The organism is Qipengyuania vesicularis, assembly GCF_019711415.1.
Taxonomy (GTDB): Bacteria; Pseudomonadota; Alphaproteobacteria; order Sphingomonadales; family Sphingomonadaceae; genus Qipengyuania; species Qipengyuania vesicularis.
In genome coordinates this window covers 679,067-702,570 of sequence record NZ_JAIGNJ010000001.1, presented here as the reverse complement: position 1 = coordinate 702,570, position 23,504 = coordinate 679,067, and the positions used below count along the sequence as shown (strand labels likewise).

The 23,504-nt window shown below is 62.0% G+C and carries 24 protein-coding genes; 15 read left to right on the top strand and 9 right to left on the bottom strand.

Translation table 11 applies throughout. The annotated features are described in order from the left end of the window. Position 1: 1 nt before the first annotated feature. Complete coding sequence (rpoD, locus tag K3146_RS03520) at positions 2 to 2,020, top strand: RNA polymerase sigma factor RpoD (RefSeq protein ID WP_221544793.1); 2,019 nt, start codon at positions 2 to 4, stop codon at positions 2,018 to 2,020. Between the two features lie 67 nt (positions 2,021 to 2,087). On the opposite strand, the gene K3146_RS03515 is transcribed toward rpoD, so the two are convergent. Further along, on the bottom strand, positions 2,088 to 3,326 hold the full coding sequence (locus tag K3146_RS03515; RefSeq protein WP_221544792.1) for a sensor domain-containing phosphodiesterase: 1,239 nt from the start codon (positions 3,324 to 3,326) through the stop codon (positions 2,088 to 2,090). Positions 3,327 to 3,451: 125 nt separating this feature from the next. Here K3146_RS03515 and rpiB point away from each other — a divergent pair, with 125 nt between their 5' ends. From rpiB to K3146_RS03485, 6 genes are all read left to right on the top strand, one after another. Beyond that, positions 3,452 to 3,889 (top strand): ribose 5-phosphate isomerase B, encoded by a 438-nt coding sequence (gene rpiB, locus K3146_RS03510; protein WP_221544791.1) that lies wholly within the window; start codon positions 3,452 to 3,454, stop codon positions 3,887 to 3,889. Positions 3,890 to 3,891: 2 nt separating this feature from the next. Continuing rightward, positions 3,892 to 5,205 (top strand): serine hydroxymethyltransferase, encoded by a 1,314-nt coding sequence (glyA, locus tag K3146_RS03505; RefSeq protein WP_282098455.1) that lies wholly within the window; start codon positions 3,892 to 3,894, stop codon positions 5,203 to 5,205. Between the two features lie 11 nt (positions 5,206 to 5,216). Continuing rightward, positions 5,217 to 5,468, top strand: a complete 252-nt coding sequence (locus tag K3146_RS03500; protein ID WP_221544790.1) for a hypothetical protein — start codon at positions 5,217 to 5,219, stop codon at positions 5,466 to 5,468. 15 nt (positions 5,469 to 5,483) lie between these two features. Continuing rightward, positions 5,484 to 5,951, top strand: a complete 468-nt coding sequence (gene nrdR / locus K3146_RS03495) for a transcriptional regulator NrdR (protein WP_221544789.1) — start codon at positions 5,484 to 5,486, stop codon at positions 5,949 to 5,951. Beyond that, positions 5,938 to 6,666, top strand: a complete 729-nt coding sequence (locus K3146_RS03490; RefSeq protein ID WP_221544788.1) for an RNA methyltransferase — start codon at positions 5,938 to 5,940, stop codon at positions 6,664 to 6,666. The genes nrdR and K3146_RS03490 overlap by 14 nt, the downstream gene beginning before the upstream one ends. 130 nt (positions 6,667 to 6,796) lie before the next feature. Next, positions 6,797 to 7,147 carry a hypothetical protein gene (locus K3146_RS03485; protein WP_221544787.1) on the top strand — a complete coding sequence of 117 codons (351 nt, stop codon included), beginning with the start codon at positions 6,797 to 6,799 and terminating at the stop codon, positions 7,145 to 7,147. A 10-nt stretch (positions 7,148 to 7,157) separates the two neighbouring features. On the opposite strand, the gene K3146_RS03480 is transcribed toward K3146_RS03485, so the two are convergent. Continuing rightward, a complete protein-coding gene (locus tag K3146_RS03480) occupies positions 7,158 to 7,472 on the bottom strand; it encodes a chorismate mutase (protein WP_221544786.1) in 315 nt (104 codons plus the stop codon). A 91-nt stretch (positions 7,473 to 7,563) separates the two neighbouring features. Between K3146_RS03480 and trpB the strand changes: the two genes are divergently transcribed. The 4 genes from trpB to K3146_RS03460 all read left to right on the top strand — a co-directional run bounded on the left by trpB (position 7,564) and on the right by K3146_RS03460 (position 11,920). Further along, positions 7,564 to 8,778, top strand: coding sequence for a tryptophan synthase subunit beta (gene trpB, locus K3146_RS03475; protein WP_221544785.1), 1,215 nt, complete (start codon positions 7,564 to 7,566; stop codon positions 8,776 to 8,778). A 183-nt stretch (positions 8,779 to 8,961) separates the two neighbouring features. After that, positions 8,962 to 9,756 (top strand): tryptophan synthase subunit alpha, encoded by a 795-nt coding sequence (gene trpA / locus K3146_RS03470; RefSeq protein WP_221544784.1) that lies wholly within the window; start codon positions 8,962 to 8,964, stop codon positions 9,754 to 9,756. Further along, positions 9,753 to 10,601, top strand: coding sequence for an acetyl-CoA carboxylase, carboxyltransferase subunit beta (gene accD, locus K3146_RS03465; RefSeq protein WP_221544783.1), 849 nt, complete (start codon positions 9,753 to 9,755; stop codon positions 10,599 to 10,601). The genes trpA and accD overlap by 4 nt, the downstream gene beginning before the upstream one ends. 8 nt (positions 10,602 to 10,609) lie before the next feature. Next, positions 10,610 to 11,920: a bifunctional folylpolyglutamate synthase/dihydrofolate synthase gene (locus tag K3146_RS03460; RefSeq protein WP_221544782.1), complete on the top strand. Its 1,311-nt coding sequence runs from the start codon at positions 10,610 to 10,612 to the stop codon at positions 11,918 to 11,920. On the opposite strand, the gene K3146_RS03455 is transcribed toward K3146_RS03460, so the two are convergent. Beyond that, the gene (locus K3146_RS03455) at positions 11,921 to 13,651 is read right to left on the bottom strand and encodes an AmpG family muropeptide MFS transporter (protein ID WP_221544781.1); all 1,731 of its coding nucleotides are present in this window, start codon (positions 13,649 to 13,651) and stop codon (positions 11,921 to 11,923) included. It abuts the gene before it with no gap. 71 nt (positions 13,652 to 13,722) lie between these two features. On the opposite strand from K3146_RS03455, the gene K3146_RS03450 reads away from it, so the two are divergent. From K3146_RS03450 to rsmD, 3 genes are read left to right on the top strand one after another with little or no spacing between them, the layout of a single operon-like run. After that, positions 13,723 to 14,886 (top strand): aromatic ring-hydroxylating oxygenase subunit alpha, encoded by a 1,164-nt coding sequence (locus K3146_RS03450; protein WP_221544780.1) that lies wholly within the window; start codon positions 13,723 to 13,725, stop codon positions 14,884 to 14,886. An 18-nt stretch (positions 14,887 to 14,904) separates the two neighbouring features. Next, positions 14,905 to 15,672, top strand: a complete 768-nt coding sequence (locus K3146_RS03445) for a pseudouridine synthase (RefSeq protein WP_221544779.1) — start codon at positions 14,905 to 14,907, stop codon at positions 15,670 to 15,672. Next, positions 15,669 to 16,223, top strand: a complete 555-nt coding sequence (gene rsmD / locus K3146_RS03440; RefSeq protein ID WP_221544778.1) for a 16S rRNA (guanine(966)-N(2))-methyltransferase RsmD — start codon at positions 15,669 to 15,671, stop codon at positions 16,221 to 16,223. Before K3146_RS03445 ends, rsmD begins: the two co-directional genes overlap by 4 nt. 15 nt (positions 16,224 to 16,238) lie before the next feature. On the opposite strand, the gene K3146_RS03435 is transcribed toward rsmD, so the two are convergent. Then, the gene (locus K3146_RS03435) at positions 16,239 to 16,637 is read right to left on the bottom strand and encodes a hypothetical protein (RefSeq protein WP_221544777.1); all 399 of its coding nucleotides are present in this window, start codon (positions 16,635 to 16,637) and stop codon (positions 16,239 to 16,241) included. A 251-nt stretch (positions 16,638 to 16,888) separates the two neighbouring features. After that, positions 16,889 to 17,539 (bottom strand): hypothetical protein, encoded by a 651-nt coding sequence (locus K3146_RS03430; RefSeq protein WP_221545243.1) that lies wholly within the window; start codon positions 17,537 to 17,539, stop codon positions 16,889 to 16,891. A gap of 120 nt (positions 17,540 to 17,659) precedes the next feature. Here K3146_RS03430 and K3146_RS03425 point away from each other — a divergent pair, with 120 nt between their 5' ends. Continuing rightward, positions 17,660 to 19,972, top strand: coding sequence for an ATP-dependent helicase (locus K3146_RS03425; protein WP_221544776.1), 2,313 nt, complete (start codon positions 17,660 to 17,662; stop codon positions 19,970 to 19,972). Position 19,973: 1 nt separating this feature from the next. Here K3146_RS03425 and K3146_RS03420 read toward each other — a convergent pair whose 3' ends face one another. From K3146_RS03420 to K3146_RS03405, 4 genes are all read right to left on the bottom strand, one after another. Beyond that, the gene (locus tag K3146_RS03420; protein WP_221544775.1) at positions 19,974 to 20,480 is read right to left on the bottom strand and encodes a DUF4262 domain-containing protein; all 507 of its coding nucleotides are present in this window, start codon (positions 20,478 to 20,480) and stop codon (positions 19,974 to 19,976) included. A gap of 3 nt (positions 20,481 to 20,483) precedes the next feature. Next, complete coding sequence (locus K3146_RS03415) at positions 20,484 to 21,308, bottom strand: sterol desaturase family protein (protein WP_247710996.1); 825 nt, start codon at positions 21,306 to 21,308, stop codon at positions 20,484 to 20,486. A gap of 41 nt (positions 21,309 to 21,349) precedes the next feature. After that, positions 21,350 to 22,711 carry a DEAD/DEAH box helicase gene (locus K3146_RS03410; protein ID WP_221544773.1) on the bottom strand — a complete coding sequence of 454 codons (1,362 nt, stop codon included), beginning with the start codon at positions 22,709 to 22,711 and terminating at the stop codon, positions 21,350 to 21,352. Between the two features lie 108 nt (positions 22,712 to 22,819). Next, positions 22,820 to 23,347 carry a hypothetical protein gene (locus K3146_RS03405; protein ID WP_221544772.1) on the bottom strand — a complete coding sequence of 176 codons (528 nt, stop codon included), beginning with the start codon at positions 23,345 to 23,347 and terminating at the stop codon, positions 22,820 to 22,822. Between the last annotated feature and the right edge of the window lie 157 nt (positions 23,348 to 23,504).

Sequence of the window (23,504 nt, the reverse complement as noted above, 5' to 3'; positions counted from 1 at the left end):
TATGGCTGGTAAAAAAGGCGGCGGCGCAGGCGGCAAGGACGACGACGCACCCCTGATCGATCTCAACGAGGCATCGATCAAGAAGCTCATCACCAAAGCGAAGAAGAAGGGCTACGTCACCTATGACGAGCTCAACGATGCCCTGCCGCAGGGCGAGATGAGCAGCGACCAGATCGAGGACATCCAGTCAGCCCTCTCGGAAATGGGCGTCCAGATCGTCGAGAGCGACGAGGATGCCGAGCAGGAAGACGAAGTCGAGGAAATCGCGCCCGCACCTTCCGCCAAGGAAAAGGACGCGGCCAAGAAACCCGCCGCCAAGAAGGCCGCTACCGGCGAACGCACCGACGATCCCGTCCGCATGTACCTGCGCGAAATGGGCGCGGTCGAACTGCTCAGCCGCGAAGGCGAAATCGCGATTGCGAAGCGTATCGAAGCCGGCCGCGACATGATGATCATGGGCCTGTGCCAGAGCCCGATCACCTTCCACGCCATTATCCAGTGGTCGGAAGCGCTCAACAACGAGGAAATGCAGCTGCGCGAGATCCTCGATCTCGACGCCATGCTTTCCAAGGAGCCTCCGGCGGACAAGCTCAATGACGACGCCGAAGACGATGACGACGACGGCGAGATCTCCGAAGAAACCGCCGGCCCGACCATCCGCGACGATGACGACGAGGATGATGAAGAGGACAGCGAAGGCGAAGACGGCGAAGAGGGTTCGTCCAAGTCGGATGACGATGAGGACGAGGACAACACGATGTCGCTCGCCCAGATGGAAGCGGCGCTCAAGCCGGATGCCATCGAACGCTTTGCGCGCATCAAGGATCTGTTCGGTAAGTTCGAGAAGCTTCAGGCAGAACGCGTCGATGTGCTTGGGCGCGGCGAGAATTTCCCGCCTGCCAAGGAAAAGAAGTACGAAGCGCTCTCAGACCAGCTGACCGCCGAGGTCGAAAGCGTCCAGTTCCACGCGACCAAGATCGAGTTCCTGGTCGACAATCTCTATGCCTTCAACCGCCGCCTGACCGCGCTTGGCGGCCAGATGCTGCGCCTTGCCGAACGTCACAAGGTCAAGCGCGTCGACTTCCTCGATGCCTATATCGGCAACGAACTCGACGACGAGTGGATGAAGGACCGCGTCAAGAAGGACAAGAAGTGGGCCGCCTTCGCCGAGAAGGAAGCCGACGCGATCGACCGTATCCGCACGGAAATCAGCGATATCGCCAGCGCAACCGGCATGGCTCTTCCCGAATTCCGCCGCATCGTGAACATGGTCCAGAAGGGCGAGCGCGAGGCGCGTATCGCCAAGAAGGAAATGGTCGAGGCGAACCTGCGTCTCGTTATCTCGATCGCGAAGAAGTACACCAACCGCGGCCTGCAATTCCTCGACCTCATCCAGGAAGGCAACATCGGCCTGATGAAGGCGGTCGACAAGTTCGAGTACCGTCGCGGCTACAAGTTCAGCACCTACGCCACGTGGTGGATCCGCCAGGCGATCACCCGCTCGATCGCCGACCAGGCACGCACGATCCGTATCCCGGTCCACATGATCGAGACGATCAACAAGCTGGTCCGCTGTTCGCGCCAGTTCCTGCACGATCAGGGCCGCGAACCGACACCTGAAGAGATGGCGGAGAAGCTCTCCATGCCGCTCGAAAAGGTGCGCAAGGTGATGAAGATCGCCAAGGAACCGATCAGCCTCGAAACGCCCATCGGCGATGAGGAAGATTCGCATCTGGGCGATTTCATCGAGGACAAGAACGCGATCATTCCGGTCGACGCCGCGATCCAGGCGAACCTCAAGGAAACGGTCACCCGTGTCCTGGCCAGCCTCACCCCGCGCGAGGAACGCGTGCTGCGCATGCGCTTCGGTATCGGCATGAACACCGACCACACGCTGGAGGAAGTCGGCCAGCAGTTCTCGGTGACCCGCGAACGTATCCGTCAGATCGAGGCCAAGGCGCTGCGCAAGCTCAAGCACCCAAGCCGCAGCCGCAAGATGCGCTCGTTCCTCGATCAGTAGAACGATTTGCTAATGCAAAACGGGCGCCAGACCATGGTCCGGCGCCCCTTTTTCGTATCGCGTTTGCTCAGCGCTTCTTCATCAGGTGCTTGATCGCATCGGCCATCGGCATCGGCTTGGCGAAATGGTACCCCTGCCCGTATTCGACCCCGAGGCGTTTCAGCACTGCGGCCTCTTCCTCGTTCTCGATGCCCTCGGCGATCAGTTTCGAACCGATGGCTTCGGCAAACCGGACCATGGCGCCGACCAGCGCGCAGCGGGCGATGTCTTGGTGGATGTCGCGGGTCAGTTCCATGTCCAGCTTGAGCAGGTCCGGGGAAAGGTCCACCAAGTGGCGGAGGCCCGCATAGCCTGAACCGACATCGTCGATGGCAATGCGCGCATGCTTTGAAATGGGTTTCAAAGCCTCACGCAAGGCGTTGAAATCATTAACTTGCTGATGCTCGGTAACTTCAACGACCAGGTCCACCTTGCCTGCGCGTTCAAGGATCTTGGCGAGCTTGCCCGACATGATCGCTTCAGGCGAGGCATTGACCGAGACGTAGAACCCGGCCGGCATCTGGTCGACATTGGCGAGTGCAACCTCGACTGCGAGCAGTTCCAGTTCGACGCCCCTACCCACCTCGGCGGCTTCGTCGAACCACTTGTCCGGGCTGCGCATCATCGCATCGGGGAAACGTGAAAGGCATTCCACGCCCACCGGCTTGCCGGTCTGGATCGAATGGATCGGTTGCTGGTGGATATCGAGGCTCTTTTCTTCGAGCAGCTTGTCGATCCGGGCGTTGATCCGCTCACGGCGGAAATCGGTCTCGACATTCGCCTCGATCTGCTCGACTGCCAGCGCGGCGAAGGCGCGCAGCACGTCGACATCGCGCTCGGTCATGGTGCGGTCGGGATTGCGACTGAGGCAGCAGAAACTGCCGTATAGCGTGCCATCCGAAAGCCGCAGAGGCGTATTGAGGTGGCAACCGACCGGCAGGAAGTGCGTGATCGCGATATCCTGCGTAAAGGGAAAATCTGCCGGGTCCCGGATCAGCTCGGGCAGTCGCCCTTCGGCGATGTGCCAGCAATAGCTATTCTCGCGCGGATCGCGGAATCCCGGGCCCATGGGCAGGTCGAGGTCGGAATCGACATGCGTCAGTTCCTTCTCGTTATTCTCGACATAGCGCGAGGCGAAGGCGATCTCGGTGCCGAGATGGGTGCGCACCGCATTGAGGATGCGGTCGATCGGATCGCTCTTGATCGGTTGCGGCGTAAGCCGGGTAACCACGTCGGCGGTAAGAGAGGCGTGTGCGGACATGTTCATATGCGCGCACCTACGCGAGATTCATTAATTATTTGCCATAACCAAGCCGGATTCCGGCACTTTCGTGTGCAATAGGGCGGTCTTCGGGGTGGAGAGAATCGGCTGTAGTCCCTATGTGGCTGGCCATGCGTATCGCCCTCGCCTCCGACCATGCCGCAATCGAGCTTAAAGCGACCTTGCGCGACTGGCTTATCGAACAGGGACACGAGGTTGCCGACCTCGGACCCGAGACCACGGACAGCGTCGACTATCCCGACTTCGGCTACAAGCTGGCCGGCGTCGTGGCCGATGGCACGGCAGAGCGCGGCATCGCCCTGTGTGGTAGCGGGATCGGTATCTCGATCAGCGTTAACCGCAATCCGAATGTACGTTGCGCGCTGGTCTCCGAACCACTTTCGGCCGCCCTTGCCCGCGAACACAATGATGCGAATTGCCTGGCGCTTGGCGCAAGGCTGACCGGTGTCGACATGGCTAAGGCCTGCGTCACCGCCTTCCTCGACACCGAATTTGCAGGCGGTCGCCACCAGCGCCGCGTCGACAAGCTCTCCAACCCGGACATCTGATCATGGCTACTCAGGCAAAAGACCCCGCACGCACCCCGATGGACCGTTTCTGGCACGACAGCCTCGCCGAGGCCGATCCGGAGATCTACGAGGCGATCCGCAAGGAACTGGGCCGCCAGCAGGACAAGATCGAGCTGATCGCGAGCGAGAACATCGCCTCGACCGCCGTGCTCGAAGCGACTGGCAGCGTCTTCACCAACAAATATGCCGAGGGCTATCCCGGCAAGCGCTACTACGGCGGCTGCGACTATGCGGACGTGGTCGAAACGCTGGCCATCGATCGGGCGAAGCAGCTGTTCGGCTGCAATTTCGCCAACGTGCAGCCCAATTCAGGCAGCCAGATGAACCAGGCGGTCTTCCTCGCGCTGCTGCAGCCGGGCGATACCTTCATGGGGCTCGACCTGAATTCGGGCGGCCACCTCACTCATGGCTCGCCGGTCAACATGAGCGGCAAGTGGTTCAATCCGGTCAGCTACGGCGTGCGCAAGGACGATGAACTCATCGACATGGATGAGGTCATGGCAATCGCGAAGGAGCATAGTCCCAAGCTCATCATCGCGGGCGGCACGGCCTACAGCCGCGTCTGGGACTGGGAAGCCTTCCGCAAGGTAGCTGACGAAGTCGGCGCGTACCTGATGGTCGATATGAGCCATATCTCCGGCCTCGTCGCGGGCGGTGCGCATCCCTCGCCTTTCCCGCATGCCCATGTCGTCACCACGACCACGCACAAGAGCCTTCGTGGGCCCCGCTCGGGTGTTATCCTTTGGGACGACGAAGAACTGACCAAGCCCATCAACATGGCCGTCTTCCCCGGTCTTCAGGGCGGACCGCTTATGCACGTGATCGCTGCCAAGGCGGTCGCTTTCCGCGAGGCGCTGCGTCCCGGTTTCAAGGACTATGCCGCCAATGTTGTCGCCAATGCGCGTGCGCTGGCACGCGGGATCGAGGCAAACGGCCTACGCGTGGTCTCCGGCGGGACCGACAACCATTCCATGCTCGTCGACCTCACCGCCAAGGATGTGACGGGCAAGGCAGCCGAATCCGGCCTCGACCGAGCCTGGCTCACCTGCAACAAGAACGGCATCCCCTACGACACTCGCAGCCCCTTCGTGACCAGCGGTATTCGCCTCGGCACGCCGGCCGGTACGACGCGCGGTTTCGGCGAGGCCGAGTTCGAAACCATCGGCAAGCTGATCTGCGAAGTGGTCGACGGCCTGTCGCGCAACGGACCCGAGGGTGATGGACAGGTCGAACAGAGCGTGCGTGACCGTGTGGCCAAGCTGTGCGAAGCTTTCCCGGTCTACCCCGGCCGCTAAAGGAGCACCCCATGGCCAATATCCCCGACGATCGCGAACCCGAGGACGAGCGCAGCAATTATGGTGATCATGACTTGGTCCCCGACGCGCAGGCGGAACTGAAGGGCATGATGAAGGATGGTCTCGATCATCCTTCGACCAAGCCCGTTCTGACCGGCGCAGCCGTTGGCGCGGTCGCTGGATGGGTCCTGCCCGTCGTGGGCCCGATCATCGGCGGCGTCGCAGGCGCGGGTTTCATGCTCTACAAGCGCCTGCGCCCCTGAATTCGCGGATAGACGATGCGCTGCCCATTCTGCGCCCATGACGATAGCCAGGTGAAGGATTCCCGGCCGACCGAGGACGCCACCTCGATCCGCCGCCGTCGCCAGTGTTCGAAATGTGGGGCCCGGTTCACCACCTTCGAACGCGTCCAGCTGCGCGAAGTCACCGTCGTCAAATCGAATGACCGTCGCGAGGGGTTCGAGCGCGGCAAGCTCGAGCAGTCGATCTCGCTCGCCTGCCGCAAGCGCGACGTTAAGCAGGAGCAGATCGACCAGCTTGTCAGCGGCATCCAGCGCCAGGTCGAGACGGCAGGCGAAGCCGAAATCCCTTCCAAGAAGATCGGCGAGCTCGTGATGGACGGCCTGCGCCAGCTCGACAGCGTCGCCTATATCCGCTTCGCCAGCGTCTATCGCGACTTCAGCGAGGCTCGCGATTTCGAGGAATTCGCCAGTACGGTGCAGGAAGCCGCCAATGAGCGAGGCTGACAGCCGCAAACCCGTCATTGTCCTCGTCCGTCCCCAACTCGGCGAGAATATCGGCAAGGCAGCGCGTGCGATGCTCAATTTCGGGCTTACCGAATTGCGCATGGTCGAGCCGCGCGATGGTTGGCCCAACCCCGATGCGGGCCCGGCGGCAGCCGGAGCGGATATCGTGCTCGAGCGCGCCAAGGTCTATGCGACGACTGCCGAAGCAGTCGCCGATTGCGCACATGTCTATGCGACCACGGTCCGCAAGCGCGGCGTCACCAAACCGGTCTACACGCCCGAAGAAGCAAGCCGGGAGATGGCAAGCGCAGAGGGACGCAGCGCGATTCTTTTCGGGCCCGAGCGCTCGGGTCTGGAAACGGATGATGTTGCCCTTGCCCGTGCGATCCTGACGGTGCCGATCAATCCCGAATTCGGCTCGCTGAACCTCGCGCAGGCCGTGATCCTGTGCGCCTATGAATGGTCGAAGCACGAAGCCCTCGTCCAGCCAACGCAGGAAGAATTGCTGCCGCCCGCCTCTCAGGAGGATCTGGAGGGCTTGATCGCTCACCTTGAGGGCATGCTGGAACCGAAGGGCTATTTCCTCCCCGAACCGCGCGCAGAAGCCACGAGGCGAACCTTGCGCGGAGTCTTGACCAAGCCGGCATGGAACCACCTCGAGGTGAGAACCTTGCGAGGTGTCCTGTCGAGCTTGCAGCGCGCACCGAAGGCCTAGCAGCGCGGGGATTTCAATATTCGCGCCTGATTTGATTAGGAAAATCGGGCGCATGGGCAACTTTCTCTCGCCAGGCACGCCGTTTGTGTTTTTTCCTTGTTTCGGTTACCTTTCGTGCAAGGAGACCGCAATGAAATCACTCGCAATGCGTTCCGCGCTTCTGGCTGGTGCCTTGTCGCTCGGCTCAAGCCCTGCCTTCGCACAGGAGGCCGATGAGGCCGTCTCAGAGGATGATCCGATCATCGTCGAAGGCGAACGCCCTGAAGAGGATCCCATCATCTGCAAGAAGACGCGGCCGCCTACCGCATCGCGCATTTCGCGGTCCAAGAAGGTCTGCAAGCCCAATAGCCAGTGGGTCGCGGAAGCCGAAGAGGCAAAGCAGCTCTCCGACGATTTCGCGCAGGACGAGATGCGGCGCTCGCAGATCGAAATGTCCAACGCGATGAACGACCAGCGTTCGGGCGGGATCAGCCCACGCTGACCGGGACGGGTCAGACCCTGTCGGCCCGATCGAAGGCTTCGAATTCGTAAGCGATCGACGCTTCGACCAGCATGTTCCAGATCTTCTGCAGCTCCTCTGCAGGCAAACCGCGCGCTGTCGCATCGGTGACTGCATTGGCAATCACCTCCGCCTTGCGCGCTTCGTCCCGCACGTCTCCGCGATCCTGCTTGATGCGGGCAGCCGCGCGCATGTAGCCGAAGCGGCGGTCGAGCAGTGTCATCAGCTCGCGATCGGTCGCATCCACGCCTGCGCGGACGTCGCGCATGGTCTGGCAGTCTTCGGGCAGCTTGAATTCGTCACTCATGGCACGGGCGAATGGCGATTTGAATTCGGCTTGTCGAGGACAAACCAAAGCCTCACTCGACTTGTTCGCAACACCTCTGCATTAGGGCCACATGGCGAGTAATCCCAACACCTACCGCAACCAGCCCGACGAGCGTGGACATTTCGGCGATTACGGCGGCCGCTATGTCGCCGAAACGCTGATGCCGCTGGTCCTCGACCTCGAACGCGAATACCGCGCAGCGCAGGCCGATCCAGCATTTCAGGCTGAATTCGACGACTTGCTGGAGCATTACGTCGGCCGCCCGTCACCGCTCTACTTCGCGGAAAGGCTGACCGAGGCGCTCGGTGGGGCGCAGGTCTGGTTCAAGCGCGACGAGCTCAATCACACGGGCGCGCACAAGATCAACAATTGCATCGGGCAGATCCTGCTCGCCATCCGCATGGGCAAGACGCGCATCATCGCGGAAACCGGCGCGGGCCAGCATGGCGTCGCCACCGCCACCGTCTGCGCGCGCTTCGGCCTGCCCTGCGTGATCTACATGGGCGCAGAGGATGTGCGGCGACAGTCGCCGAATGTCTTCCGCATGAAGCTGCTTGGCGCGGAAGTCGTGCCCGTCACCAGCGGGCGCGGCACGCTGAAGGACGCGATGAACGAAGGGCTGCGCGACTGGGTCGCCAATGTCCACGACACCTTCTACATCATCGGCACCGCTGCCGGGCCGCACCCCTACCCTGAGCTGGTCCGCGATTTCCAGAGCGTGATCGGCAAGGAAGCGCGCGCGCAGTTACAGGACCGCATCGGCCGTCTGCCCGATTTGCTGGTGGCGGCCATCGGCGGCGGCTCCAACGCGCTCGGCCTGTTCCACCCCTTCCTCGACGATCCCGACGTCAAGATGCTCGGTGTCGAGGCGGCAGGCCACGGTCTCGATGGCGATGAACATGCGGCCAGCCTCCTCGGCGGCTTCCCCGGCGTGCTCCACGGCAACAAGACCTATTTGCTGCAGGACGACGACGGCCAGATCACCGAAGGCCACTCGATCAGCGCAGGGCTGGACTATCCCGGCATCGGCCCCGAACACGCGTGGCTGAAAGACACGGGCCGCGTAGAGTACACCGCCATCACCGACGAGGAGGCGCTGGACGCATTCCAGCTCCTCTGCCGCACCGAAGGTATTATCCCTGCGCTCGAACCGAGCCACGCGATTGCAGCGGTGGCGAAGCGCGCCAAGGAGATGCCTAAGGACAGCGTGATCCTCGCCAACCTATGCGGGCGCGGAGACAAGGACATCTTCACGGTTGCCGAGCGGCTGGGAGTGCAGATGTGAATTGGCTCGTCGAAGTCCGCGAGGCCGCGATAACTGGTCTCGTGGCAGGGTTAGTATTCGGCGCGCTTCACCTCGTGCTCGGCTGGCCGAGAGAGTTGATTGAGGTAGGAGAACTTGCAGTTGCTTGTGCGGCCATCACACTAATTCGACGGGCAATAAGCTGGGCTCATCAAGATGAAAACAATGTCTGACCGCCTCTCCAACGCCTTCTCCAAGCCCCACCCCGCGCTCGTCTGCTTCATTACCGCGGGCGACGGTGACACTTCGGCCTATCTCGACGCGCTGGTCGAGGGCGGCGCGGATGTGATCGAACTGGGGATGCCCTTCACCGATCCTATGGCCGATGGCCCCGCGATCCAGAACGCGAACCTGCGCTCGCTCGGTGCGGGAACGACGACTGCCGACGTGCTGCGCATTGCGCGCAAGTTTCGCGAGCGTCATCCGGACGTTCCTCTGGTGCTGATGGGCTATGCCAATCCGATGATCCGACGCGGGCCTGACTGGTTCGCCAAGGCCGCCAAGGAAGCGGGCGCGGACGGGGTGATCTGCGTCGATATTCCGCCCGAGGAAGACGATGCGCTCGGCCCGCACCTTCGCGAGGTTGGGATCTCACCGATCCGCCTCGCCACGCCGACTACCGATGCCAAGCGCCTCCCGCAGGTTCTCGAAGGCTCCTCCGGTTTCCTCTACTATGTCGCAGTGGCCGGTATCACCGGCATGCAGCAGGCCGCTATCGAATCGATCGAGGCGAACGTCAGCCGCATCAAGCAGTCGACCGACATTCCGGTCGCAGTCGGTTTCGGCGTGCGCACGCCCGAACAGGCGGCTGAGATCGCCCAAGTTGCTGATGGTGTCGTGGTCGGCTCGGCGCTCGTCGAACTGGTCGGCGAGCATGGCGAAAACGCACCGGAAAAGCTGCGCGAATTGACGGCAAGCCTTGCCAAGGCAGTGCATTCGGCGGCAAGGGCGTCCGCATGAACTGGTTTACACGCGTCCGCAACAATATCAGCTGGCTCCCCAAGCGCACCACCGACAAGGATCTGTGGGTCAAGTGCCCCGGCTGCCAGCAGATGGTCTTCGGGCAGGAATATGCCGAGAACATGGATGTCTGCCCACGCTGCGACCACCATGGACGTATCGGCGCGGACAAGCGCCTTGCCATGCTGCTCGACGAAGGCTTCCAGACGCTCCCCGTGCCGGAGGTGAAGGAAGATCCGCTCAAGTTTCGCGATTCGAAGAAATACACCGACCGCCTCAAGCAGGCGCGCGCGAAGAGCCCGCATAAGGACGCCTTCCTCGTCGGCGAAGGCGCGATCGAGGGCAAGCCCGCCGTCGTCGGCGTGCAGGACTTCACCTTCATGGGCGGCAGCATGGGCATGGCGGTGGGCACCGCCTTCTGCCAGGGCGCCGAGCGCGCGCTGACCTTGCGGGCTCCCTACATCGTCGTGACCGCTGCTGGCGGTGCGCGCATGCAGGAAGGCATTCTCAGCCTGATGCAGATGCCCAAGGCCACCGTCATGACACGCCGCCTCAAAGAGGCCGGCCTACCCTATGTCGTCGTGCTGACCGACCCGACCACGGGCGGCGTTACAGCAAGCTATGCGATGCTGGGCGACGTGCATATCGCCGAGCCGGGCGCGCTAATCGGCTTTGCCGGACAGCGCGTTATCCAGGACACCATTCGCGAGCAGCTGCCCGACGGCTTCCAGCGCGCCGAGTACCTGCACAAGCACGGCATGGTCGACATGGTGGTCCATCGCCACGAGCTGAAGGGCACGCTGGGGGCGCTGATCGACTACCTCGCGCCTGCGGAAGCGGCCTGACGGTCTGAATGCGGGACTTCGCCCGCTCCGAAAACGCCGAGGTGCAAGCCCAGCTTGATCGGCTGGCGCAGTTGAGCGTGCCTGATGGGCGGCTGGGCCTCGACACGATCCGCGCCCTGCTCGATCGGCTCGGCAACCCGCACCGCAAGTTGCCGCCGACTTTCCACGTCGCCGGGACCAACGGCAAAGGTTCGACCTGCGCCTTCCTGCGCGCAATGCTGGAGGCGGAGGGCTACAAGGTCCACATGACCACCAGCCCGCACCTGGTGCGCTACAACGAGCGCATCCGCGTGGCAGGCGAGTTGATCTCCGACAAGCGCCTGGCCGAATTGCTGGCCGAGGTGCTGGACGCGGGCGAGGATCTCAATCCGAGCTTCTTCGAAGTTACGATCGCCGCCGCTTTCACCGAATTCGCGCGCGTTCCGGCGGATGCCTGTGTGGTTGAAGTTGGCCTGGGCGGGCGCTTCGATGCCACCAATGTTCTGGAGCCTGAGGTGCTGGCGGCCTGCGGGATCGCGGCTCTTGGGATCGACCACGAACGCTTCCTTCTCGCTCCCGAAGATGGCGTGCCGGAGGAGCCGATCGCACGTATCGCTTTCGAAAAGGCTGGGATTGCGAAACAGGGCGTACCGCTGGTGATCATGCCCGAAGCAAAGAACGAAGTTGGCGTAATCCGTGATGTTGCACAGTCGGTTGGGGCGCAGGTTATCGCGCGCGGACCCGATTGGGATTGCAGTCCGTGCACGAACGACTTTTACTTCTATGACTACCCGCTCCAGGGACCACCCGAGATCTTCCCCAAGCCCAACATGTTGGGCGACCACCAGGTGCTGAACGCAAGCCTCGCAATTGCCATGCTGAGATCGCAAAAGAAGATCTTAGTTTCGGACGCGAGTGTTGCAGACGGCCTTCGGAATGCCCACTGGCCTGCACGACTGCAAAAGCTCTCTTCTGGCCCGCTGACGGCACTTGTCGGGGAAGACCGCATCTGGCTCGATGGTGGCCATAACCCGAGCGCTGGAAATGCACTCGCTGAGGCTCTCGGCTACGATTTACACCTGATCATCGGGATGCTCGAGAACAAGGATCCGCGGGCTCTAACCGCCCCCTTGGGAAATCGAGCGCGAAGTATCACGGTCGTTCCGGTCCCCGGTCATGATAGCCACCCGGCATGTGCGTTCGATCCCGATGCGGCGTCGGCCGAAGACGTCGAGCAAGCACTCATGTCGCTACCTGACGACGGCTACCCCATCCTCATCGCGGGTTCGCTCTACCTTGCGGGCGAGGTCCTGCGCCTCAACGACGAAATCCCCGACTGACTACTCCGCCGGGACGGTCTCGCCTGCCTCCGGTGCGACGATACCCGCAGCGGCCTTGCCCCGGCTCTCGCGGTACCATTCGAAGCACACCAGCACCGCCGCAGCGAGGCCGATCCACGTCGTCAGGATGAAGACATCGTAATAGCCCTGGTTTTCGATCATCTCTCCCAACGCCCCGCGCCCCAGCGTACCGACGAGAAGTGTCAGCGAGGACAGAAGTGCATATTGCACCGCGCTGAATTTTTTCGAGACGATCGAAGATAGCCAGGCGATATAGGCCGCGCCCGCAATGCCGATTGCGAGATTCTCGAAACCGATCGTGATCGTCAGCTTGGCCAGCTCCGCATCGCCAATCTCGGGGATTTGCATGATGAGGTAGGTGAAGCCGATCGCATCGCTAAAGGCCTGCATATTGGCCCCGCCCACGGCCATGTCAGCGTAGAGCAAGTTCGTCAGCGCCGCGAGCACGCCGCCAATCAGGAGGGTCGCCATGCGTCCGATGGTCGTCAGCATGAAGCCGCCAAGGGCCAAGCCGAGAATGATCGCGCCGACGCCGAAGAATTTCGAGGCGAAGGCGACATCGTCATTCGTATATTCGAGCTCGCCGAGGTAGAAAGGATAGGCGAAGGTGCCCCAGATCGCGTCGCAGATGCGATAGGTCAGCACCACGGCGAGGATCAACACCAGCGACCAGCCCATCCGGCCGACGAATTCCACCAGCGGCAGCACCAGGGCGCGATAGAGGTGATCCAGCGCATAGGCACCGCCCGTGGCCGGTGCCTCGTCGGCAGCGAGTAGATGGTTGCCTTGCTTCTTCTGCGAGGCCAGCCAGCCGGCGATCAGCGCGGGGAGGATGATCGTCGCAACGATGATCCACGGCCCGTAGGTCAGCGTGAATTCGGTGGGGTTCGGCCGGTCTTCAGGCGCATAAGTCATCGACATGATCATGAAGGCCAGCACCGCCCCGATGGCGACAGCCCATAGCAAGCCCACTAGCGCAAGCGCGCGGTTACGGATCGAGGGCGCCAGTTCGCCCGCCTTGCGCAGCGCGCGGACCTGCAGCTCGCTCTCATTGGCCACGTCCGCGTCCGTCTGCGAAGCGTTAGGTGCCCAGAGGCCGATGAAACCTACGCCAAGCAGGATAGCCCCCATCAGGGCATAGGTCTCCGGCCAGCCGATGCGCGCGGCGATGATCAGGCCGAATGCCCCACCCACTAGCGAGGAAAGCCGGTAACCCATCTGGTAGATGGTCGAGAGGATATCGATCGTCGCTTCTTCGTCCGCCACATCGATACGCCAGGCGTTGATCGCGATGTCCTGCGTCGCGCTGGCAAAGGCGCCGATTCCCGCGAGTAGGCTGAACCAGCCGAGCTGCGTCTTGGGTTCGAGCAGGCTCATCGTCACGAGGATGGTCCCGAGCAGGACCTGCGCGGGCACGATCCATTGCTTGCGCCGCCCCAGCTTGCGCAAGACGGGGATATTCACCTTGTCTATCAGCGGCGACCACAGGAATTGGAAAGCATAGGCCAGACCGATCAGCGAGAAGATGCCCATCGTCTCGAGGTCGACCTCGGCCTCGGTCAACCAGGCGAACAGAGTCCCCAGGAACAGCGCAAACGGCAGCCCGCTGGCAAAGCCGAACAGCAGCATGAAGCCTGTCTTGCGGTTGGTCAGTGCAAGGCCGAGTGCCTTCCAAGCCGACTTCTTTTGTTCTGCAACCGCTTCGGCCATTCCCTAGCGTCCTTCCTAAACGACGTATTTTTTGCGACACTAGCCGCCGGAGAGAGAAAGGAACAGGCGCGATGGGAGGTTCCTCCACGCTGCTCGACGGACGCCGGCCAACCGATGGCATGCTGGCCTTGGCCCGCGATATCGCGGAGGGCAGGCAGCGTCTCGGACCCGGCCAGACTACGGTGCCCGCGCGCGTCTATACCGATCCTGAATATTTCGCGCGCGAGAAGCATGCGATTTTCGACCGGCTGCCGCAGGTCATCTGCCCCAGCGCCCTGCTCCCCGAGCCGGGAATGGCTGTGCCGCATGATGGCACGGGACGCCCGCTGCTCATCACGCGCGATGCGGATGGCGATGCGCATGTATTCCTCAATGTCTGCCGTCATCGCGGAACGCGGCTCGTGGAAGGCAATGAGGTCGCCTGCACGAAGAAACTTGTCTGCCCCTATCATGCGTGGACATATTCGGTGGACGGCCGGCTGCTTGCCCTGCCCCGCCCCGACACGTTCCCCGATCTCGACAAAGGCTCGATGGGACTGGTCGAACTGCCGTCGAAAGAGACAGGGGGCCTGATCTGGTTTTGCCCGATGGAAGAAACCGCCGATTTCTCCATGGCCGAGAAACTCGGCGAAGATTTCGACGCGCTCGGCATGGGCGAAAATTTCTTCTTCCGCCGCAAGACGCACGAGGTGGCAGGCAACTGGAAGCTCATTATGGATGCCTTCCTAGAGAGCTACCATGTGACTCGCCTCCACGCGCAGACCATCGGCCCCTTCTTCAAGGACGGCGTGACGAGCGGCGACATGATCGGCCCACATGCTCGCAGCGCCGTCGGGCGACTTGAGGAAATGGAGGGCGTCGACCTCACCGACATGGCGCAGATGCGCCGCGTGGTTACCTTCGCCTATCAGACCTTGCCCGGCGCGCTGGTGATCCCCAGCCCCGATTACATCAACCTGATGGTGATGATGCCGCAGGCGCACGATCGCACTCTAGTCGAGGATTTCATGCTGATCCCCGAGGAACCCGCCACCGACAAGGCGCGCGATCACTGGGAGCGCAGCTGGGCGCTGCTCGATGGCGGTGTATTCGCCAGCGAGGATTTCCGCGCTGCCGAACTTGGCCAACAGGGTCTATCAACCGGTGCCGTGCCCGAACTCACGCTCGGCACGATGGAAGGCGGGATCCGCCGCTATCACGAGACGGTCGAGGAAGCCTTGCGCGCCGCCAACTGAGCGCCTAACCGCGCCAGCATGTCCGACAACAGACTCCCCGAAGCCGGCGACCGCATCGCCAAGCTGCTTGCGCGTGCCGGTGTGGCCAGCCGCCGCGAGGTTGAGCGAATGATTGCCGACGGGCGCGTTTCGCTCAACGGCAAGGTGCTCGATACGCCTGCGGTAAAGCTGGAGTCGCTCAAGGGCGTCAGCGTAGATGGTAAACCCGTCGGGGAGATCGAAGACACCCGTCTCTTCGCGTTCCACAAACCTTCAGGCCTGATTACGGCCGAGCGAGATCCTGCTGGACGGCCCACGATCTACGCTGCGCTCCGCAATGCCCTGCCCAAGAATGCGGGCCGCGTGATGCCGGTGGGCCGCTTGGACTTCAACACCGAAGGACTGCTGCTGCTCACCAATGACGGCGAGATGAAGCGAGCGATGGAGTTACCTTCCACGGGAGTACCGCGCACCTACCGCGCCCGCGCCTTTGGCGACATCACGCAGGCACAGCTCGACGAGCTGATCGAGGGGATCGAGATCGATGGTGTGCGCTATGGCCAGATCGAGGCGAATCTCGAGCGCGGATCGGGGCGCAACCGCTGGATCGAAATGACCTTGCGCGAAGGCAAGAACCGCGAAGTCCGCCGCGTCCTCGAACATTTGGGTCTCGAAGTGAACCGACTCCTCCGCATCGGCTACGGCCCATTCCACCTTGGCGATCTGCCACGTGGTCAGGCAGCCGAAATCAAGCGCGGCGATGTCGAAGCGTTCAAGCGTGAGCTGGGGCGCGGAGGCCGCAAGTGAGGATAATTGCCGGCGAATGGCGCGGGCGGAAGCTTGTGGCGCCAAAAGGCGATTTGACCCGCCCCACCGCCGACCGCACTCGTGAGACGCTGTTCAGCATGCTCGCCAGCCGCCTCGGTAGCTTCGATGACCTGTCGGTGCTGGACCTGTTTGCCGGATCGGGCGCGCTCGGCCTCGAAGCGCTTTCGCGTGGTGCAGGCCATTGCCTGTTCGTCGAACAGGAATCGGAGGCGGTGAAGGCTATCAAGGCCAATATTTCCGCCCTCGACGCCCGCAGCCGCACAACCGTACAACACGGTTCGGTGATGAGTCTGGGTCCGGCAAAGACTGCGCACGACCTTATCCTGCTCGATCCGCCCTATTTCACCAACGCTGCCAATGTGGCGCTCGACAGGATGATCCGCCTCGGATGGATCGCGCCCTCTACCTGGATCGCGGTAGAAACCGCGCGCACCGAGGATGTTGACGTCAAACTGCTCGAATTGCTCGCTGAACGCCGCGTCGGGAAAGCAAAACTCTCACTGTTGAAGCTCGCTCCCGACACGGCCTAGGCGGCCACAGTCGGCTCACCGTCCCTCGGACTGCGGCATTTCGTCCGGCTCTCGCTTCTCATCGGTAGCGGGGTGATCGGATTTTCCCGTCGTCTTCTGCTCGATCATGAGCCAGGCCTCCTCTCGGGCAATATCATCCATGCCAGCCAAGGCAGACTTGTCCTCGTCACGCAGCTTCCAGAAAATTGCCTGGCGCTGCGGTGGGAGCGTCCAGAAGTAGACCTGCGTGTCGGCCGACCACGCCCGGAATTCCACCTGCTTTTCCGGGGGCCAGGCCTCGATCGTGGCTAGCTGTTCAGCAGTAAGGGCAGTCTCACCGAGCTGATCTGACAGCTCGTTCGATTCTTGCGCCATGATCGGAATAGATATGGAGGCCAATTGGCCCGCCAGCAGATATAGAAAGGTCTTACGCATGTCTGTCTCCTACAAGTACATGCGCGACGAACGCGACCCCAGCCGTCTAAACGGCCAAGAGAAAATGCAGAGCTTCAGATAGTTAGGCAAGCATTCGCCCATCTTCCCGTCCGATATCGGCGACGCTCCGGCGTGAGGCGTGCGGAAAAGGTGACGGGAGGTTTGCGCATGAAATCGGGGGCAGGACCGCCATGGCAGTCCCGCCCCCTCCAAGCACAAGCGCTGTGTTACAGCGCCTGACGTAAGCTCGATCAGTCTTCGTTCGGTTCGTCTTCGTTCTCGGCCTCCTCGGCCTTGGTCATGCTGTCGAATTCGGCCTGGGTAGCCGGAAGCGGACCATCGATCTCGCTGGCGGGGCGGCCCGGCCAGTAATCGATCGGGCGATTGCCCGTACCGTTCTTCTCCCAGCTGTTGATGCAGCCATCCTGTTGACCTTCGCTGCAAACCGGCAGTTCTTCGCCACTCGCCGCGCTATAGCCGGCAGGAGTGGTCTGCGAGACTTCACTGCGTACGAAGCGGGGCTGCTGGGTGGAGGTAGAAGCTGCGGCGGTGGTCGCCGCTTCAGCGGTTTCACTGCCTGCGCTGCTCATCTGGTTGCTGATCTGCTGCCAGGCGAGACTGCGCTGTTCGGGCGTCATTTCGTAGACGCGCACACGCTGCGGATCGGTTAGGACCCACCATCCCTCGGTCTGCGCCGGGGTGAGGGTCCAGTAATATTCCTGCACGCCATAAGGCCAGGCATCGTAGACGACGCGGCGGTCTTCGGGCCAGCTGTCGTAGATGACCACCTGGTCTTCGGCCAAGGTATAGGTTTCTGTTTCACCTTCCATGTGGTGGTCTGCGGCGACCGGTGCTGCGATGAATGCAAGTGCAGCTGCTCCAGCAAAAACGAAGGTCTTCATTGTTCTTCCTCCTGAGAGTGTCATTGGCGATATTACTCATGGATCAAGGCGATAGTTCCGAGGCCGTCGCCGCAAGGGGGTTGTGCTGCGACCGCGCGTTCCCTAGCTGTTCCGATACCCATGTCGGACCTGCCTGCCCCTTCTGAAGAAAGCGTAAACGCCGGGATTCCGCCCTATGCGGCGATGCTCAACGCGCCCCAGCGCGAGGCGGTGCTGACGACGGAAGGACCGGTGCTGATGCTCGCCGGTGCGGGGACCGGAAAGACAGCAGCGCTCACCGCGCGTTTGGCACATCTCATCGCAATGCGGAAAGCGTGGCCGAGCGAGATCCTGTGCGTCACCTTCACCAACAAGGCCGCACGCGAAATGCGCGAGCGGGTCGGGCGGCATATAGGCGATGCCGTGGAGGGGATGCCATGGCTCGGCACCTTCCACTCAATCGGCGCCCGTATGCTTCGCCGTCATGCCGAGTTGGTGGGCCTGCAAAGCAATTACACGATCATCGACACGGATGATCAGTTGCGGCTCTTGAAGCAACTGATCCAGGAGGCGGAGCTCGACGAAAAGCGCTGGCCCGCGCGCCAGCTGGCCGGGCTCATCGACCGTTGGAAGAACCGCGGGCTCAACCCCAGCGACCTCGATGCGGTCGAGAACGAAGCCTATGCCAATGGCAAGGGCGCGCAATTCTACAAGCTCTACCAGGATCGCCTGAAAGCCCTGAACGCCTGCGACTTCGGCGATTTGCTGCTGCACATGCTGAACATCTTCCGCCAGCATCACGACGTTCTCGCGCAGTACCAGCAGCGCTTCAAATACATCCTCGTCGACGAATATCAGGACACCAACCAAGTCCAGTACTTGTGGCTGCGTCTGCTCGCCCAGACCCGCAAGAATATCTGCGTGGTCGGCGATGATGACCAGTCGATCTATTCATGGCGGGGCGCAGAGGTCGCCAATATCCTCAAGTTCGAGAAGGATTTCCCCGGCGCGGCGGTCATCAAGCTGGAGCAGAATTATCGCTCCACTCCGCAGATCCTCGCAGCCGCATCGGGCCTGATCGATGCGAACAGCAACCGTCTCGGCAAGACGCTGTGGACCGAGCTTCCGGCGGGCGAGAAGGTCCGGGTAGTCGGCGTGTGGGACGCTCCGGAGGAAGCTCGCCGCGTAGGCGAGGCTATCGAACGGCTCGAAAGCGAAGGTGCCCCGCTCGATGAGGTCGCGATCCTCGTGCGCGCCCAGTATCAGACGCGCGAATTCGAGGACCGGTTCATCCAGATCGGTCTCAATTACCGAATCGTCGGCGGCTTTCGTTTCTACGAACGCGCCGAGATCCGCGATGCCCTCGCCTACTTGCGCACTATTGCCCAGCCCGCCGACGACCTCGCGTTCGAACGCATTTACAACCAGCCGAAACGTGGGCTCGGCGCCAAGACGCTCGAGGCCATGCGCCGCCACGCGCGCAGGACGCAAAGACCGCTCGCCGCAGCCTCGCTGGACCTATGCGACAGTGACGAACTGCCGGCGCGGGCGAAGAATACCCTCATCGGCCTGCTCGGCCAGTTCGTGCATTGGCGCGAGATGGCAGATCAGGTCACTCCCTCCGAGCTGCTGCGAACAGTCCTTACCGAGAGCGGCTACGAGAATATGCTCAACAAGGATCGCAGCGCGGAAAGTGCCGGTCGCCTTGAGAACCTCACCGAACTCGCTCGCGCTATGGAGGAATACGAGACGCTGACCGATTTTCTCGAGCACGTTAGCCTCGTCATGGACAACGACCGACGCGACGATGGCGAGAAGGTCACCATCATGACCATGCACGCGGCCAAGGGGCTCGAATTCGACCATGTTTTCCTGCCCGGTTGGGAGGAAGGGGTGTTCCCCAGCCAGCGCGCTATCGACGAGGGCGGACTTGCCAGCCTCGAGGAGGAGCGTCGCCTCGCCTATGTGGCGATCACGCGGGCCAAGCGGCGCTGCACGATCTACCACGCGGCAAACCGGCGGATCTACGGGCAGTGGACCAGTTCGATCCCGAGCCGGTTCATCGAGGAACTGCCCGAGGAGCATATCGAGAGCGAGACCACGATGAGCGGTGGGGCCTCGTTATGGCGCGCTAACTGGACCGAGACCGAGGATCCCTTCGCCCATGTCTCGACTGCCCGCCCTGAACGCAGCACTGCGCGCGGGCCGGGCTGGCAACGCGCCCTGTCGACCGGATACGACACAACACCCAAACGCCTCGCCGAGCCGGGACGCAGCGCGGCAAGCTTCGCAGCCAAGCCGCGCAGCGACATCGCCATCGGCGCGCAGGTCTTCCACGAGAAGTTCGGTTACGGTTGCGTCACCGATCAGGAAGGCAACAAGCTGGAAATCGAGTTCGAGAAGGCTGGCACAAAGCGCGTGCTCGACAGCTTCGTGAGACTGGCGGACAAGTAGCCTAGTAGAGTCTCGGCTGGGCGCGAATTACTGGCGCTGGGCAACCGGGGTCCCACGGATAGAGCAGCGATTGCGCACACGGCCAAACCACCTGCATGACTTCGGGGCGGTCACCCCTGCCCTTGGACTGCGAGTAGGCAATCGCGTCGAAAACGTACTTGTTCCAGACATCCGGATTCCGGGCAGTCCTGAAGGTGCATTCGAACCCCTTGGCCTCCGGATCAGGCTCACGAAATATGTAACCATCGTGGAGTTTTGAACCTGCTTTCACGCGGTTGAAAGCTTCCCAAAAGACATGATTCACCAGCATCGGTTCGAGATCGAACACGATGAGTTCGGGCGCACCGAAGTCGCTGAACCCGAGTGTGTAGGCAAAATCTACCTCACCGTTTCCTTCGTTGCCGACATAGTTGGCAGTCCAGCCATATTTGGCGATCGCCTTGGCGGACCTTTCGCGATGCGCTCTTACCTGGCCATCGATGTACCAGTCCCTGATCTTCTGAAACATCGATTATCCTGCGAGTTCGGTGGGTTGTTCGGACGTTCTCCCGCGCCGCCAGTAGCGACGTTCGAAAGGACGCAGCAGTTCGCCGCCCAATCCGCGCGTACCCTCGGCGATCCCCGTCTCGCACTCGAGGTAGGGTGCCGGATCGACATAGGTGCCGAAAAGCTTGTCCCATAGCGTCACCGTATTGCCGTAGTTCGAACCCATCAGTGCCTCGTCACGGATATGGTGCAGGCGGTGCGCGGCGGGCGAGATCATGACGCTGCCGAAAATGCCGAGCGTCCAGGGCACATCGGCGTGGACGAAGAAGGCCCACCAGGTCCTGACGAGGGTCGCGGTTCCAATGGCCCATTCGGGCAAACCTAGCAGCAGAAGCAGAACAATATCCACGCTCGCACTCAGCAGCTTGCTGAGGGGGTGTTTTCGCATGGTGGTGAGCCAATGATAGGCGGTGTCTGCGTGATGCGTGGCATGGATTGGCCACAAAACCGGCGTGTGCTCAAGCCGGTGCCGCCAATAGACCACGAAATCGAAGACCAGCACTGCCGCGACGAATGTCAGCAGTCCTGGGACCCGGTCCCAGAACGACACGAGGGCAGCGGGTGTACCGATCGCCTCACGCAATGTGCCTTCCGGGAGCACGAACAAGGGTGCCAGGATGACGAGATTGATCGCGGCCAGCCCGAGATTGGTCGTGAATTCCTTGCGCGTCCGGACAATCGCCCCGCCGATCGCGCCGCGTTTCGTGGCGAGCGCGAGCAAGCCGAACACGACCGCTGTCATCGACAGCAGGATTGCGGCTCCACGGATATGGTCGGCAAAGATATCCATCGCGCGCATCCTGCACGCGCTATGGTTATCGAAGGCTTAAATCAGGTCGCCGAAACTTCGAGGAAACCCGGCTTGGGGCCATTCCATTCGCCTGCCGGAACGGGCTCATCATCCTGGTCGCGTTTGCGTGAAGAGCGCTTGGGCTTGTCCTCGCGTGGTGCATCGGCGTCTTTCTTGCGGCTGCGCTTCGGCTTGTCCTCACGCTCCTCCCGCTCGGGCTTGTCATCCTTTTCGGGCTTCTTCGCCTCGGGCTCTCCCTTAGGAGTCTCGACCAGTTCGACCCGCACATCTTTCTTGCCGAAAACGGGAATTTCGTTCTTTGTCAATTTTTCGACATTTTGAATTGCCTCCGCATCTTCCTTCGAAACGAAGGTGAATGCGCGACCTTTGGCCCCTGCCCGACCGGTTCGACCGATACGGTGTACGTAATCGTCCGGGTGCCAGGGCGTATCGAAATTGAAGACGTGGCTTACGCCCTTGATGTCGAGCCCGCGGGCCGCGACGTCCGATGCCACGAGGATGTTCACATCGCCCGACTTGAACCGATCGAGTTCCTTGATCCGGCTTGCCTGGTCCATGTCGCCGTGGATCTCGCTGCTCGCAAAGCCATGGCGCTGGAGGCTCTTATTGAGCTCGCGTACGGTCGTCTTGCGGTTGGCGAAGATGATCGCGGTCTCGACGTGGTCGTTCTGCAACAGCCAGCGCAGCGTTTCACGCTTCTTGCGGCTGTCGACCGGGATCTTGAATGCGGTAATGTCCTTGTTCGTGGTCGCCGCACGCGCCGTCTCGATCCGCTTGGGATTGCTCATGAATTTCTTCGCGAGCTTTTCGATTGGCGGCGGCATGGTGGCCGAGAACAGCATCGTCTGGCGATTCTCGGGAAGCTTGTCGCAAATGAACTCGATGTCAGGGATGAAGCCCATGTCGAGCATGCGGTCGGCTTCGTCGATCACGAGCAGCTCGCAGCCATTGAGCAGGATCTTGCCGCGCTCGAACAGGTCCATCAGGCGGCCCGGCGTGGCAATCAGGACGTCGACACCTTCGTTCAGCGCCTTGACCTGGTCCCCCATCTGAACGCCGCCGATGAGCAGCGCCATCTTGAGATCGTGGTTCTTGCCGTACTTCTCGAAGTTCTCGGCCACCTGCGCGGCCAGTTCGCGTGTCGGTTCGAGGATCAGGCTGCGCGGCATCAGCGCACGGCGGCGGCCGGAAGCCATCACGTCGATCATGGGCAGCACGAAACTGGCCGTCTTGCCCGTCCCGGTCTGGGCGATGCCGATGATGTCCTTCATCATCAGGATCGGCGGTATGGCCTGCGCCTGGATCGGAGTCGGCTCGGTATAGCCGGCCTCTTCGACGGCTTTCAGCAGGTCTTCGGACAGGCCGAGATCGGCAAAACTCATGCGGCTTTCAAATGCCCCCATTATGGAAAAAGCGAAAAGGCCGCAAAAGGGCGGCCTCTAGCGAGCGCGCCCTTCGCCAATTTACCCGCTCAAGTCAAGGAAAAGCGCCTATTCGACCGGTTCGAGAACCAGTTCGCGGAAGCTATCCACCTGGCATTTGGCTCCCGAACGGCTCATCAGGCGATCGCGTTTGACGCAGATTTGCCCGTCCTCGCTGTTCTCCATGTAGAACCCACGATAGAAATCTCGCGGACTACAGCCCTTCTCAAGCTTGGCAGCCACCGTCCGGCGGTCTCGCATGAACATGACGAGATATTCTCCGCGATCGGCAACGCCGCCAATCCGCGCGGATTCGATGCACTTGCCCATCTTTTTCTCGACCACCCGCATGCGCGGCGGATTGGGAGCGTCCGCATTGAGGTTGAGCCGCCCTTCCGGACGGGCCGGCGAAATGCGCAGGATCACCCGGCGTTCGATGCGCACCTGCTCGCTGCTCGCAGGCGCGATACCGTCGAGGATCGGCGCCCAGCCGGGCACTTCGTCGGATAGGGGAAGCGGCGAGAGCGATCGCTGGTTCTCGCGCGCCTGCTCGAAGGTAACCGAGCCTTCCGTCGTTGCGCTATCTTGCGTGCTCATGGCTTGCATCCCGAAAGGGACCAGGAGCGCGAGCTGCGCAAGCAGGAACGGCAGGCTGGGCATCGGTGGTGCGAATTCGCTCCTCGGGCCGCGGCGGATGGCGCTTTGGCGGTGGTGACGATGCCGCTATGCCCCCCAACGATTGAATATCGGCTTA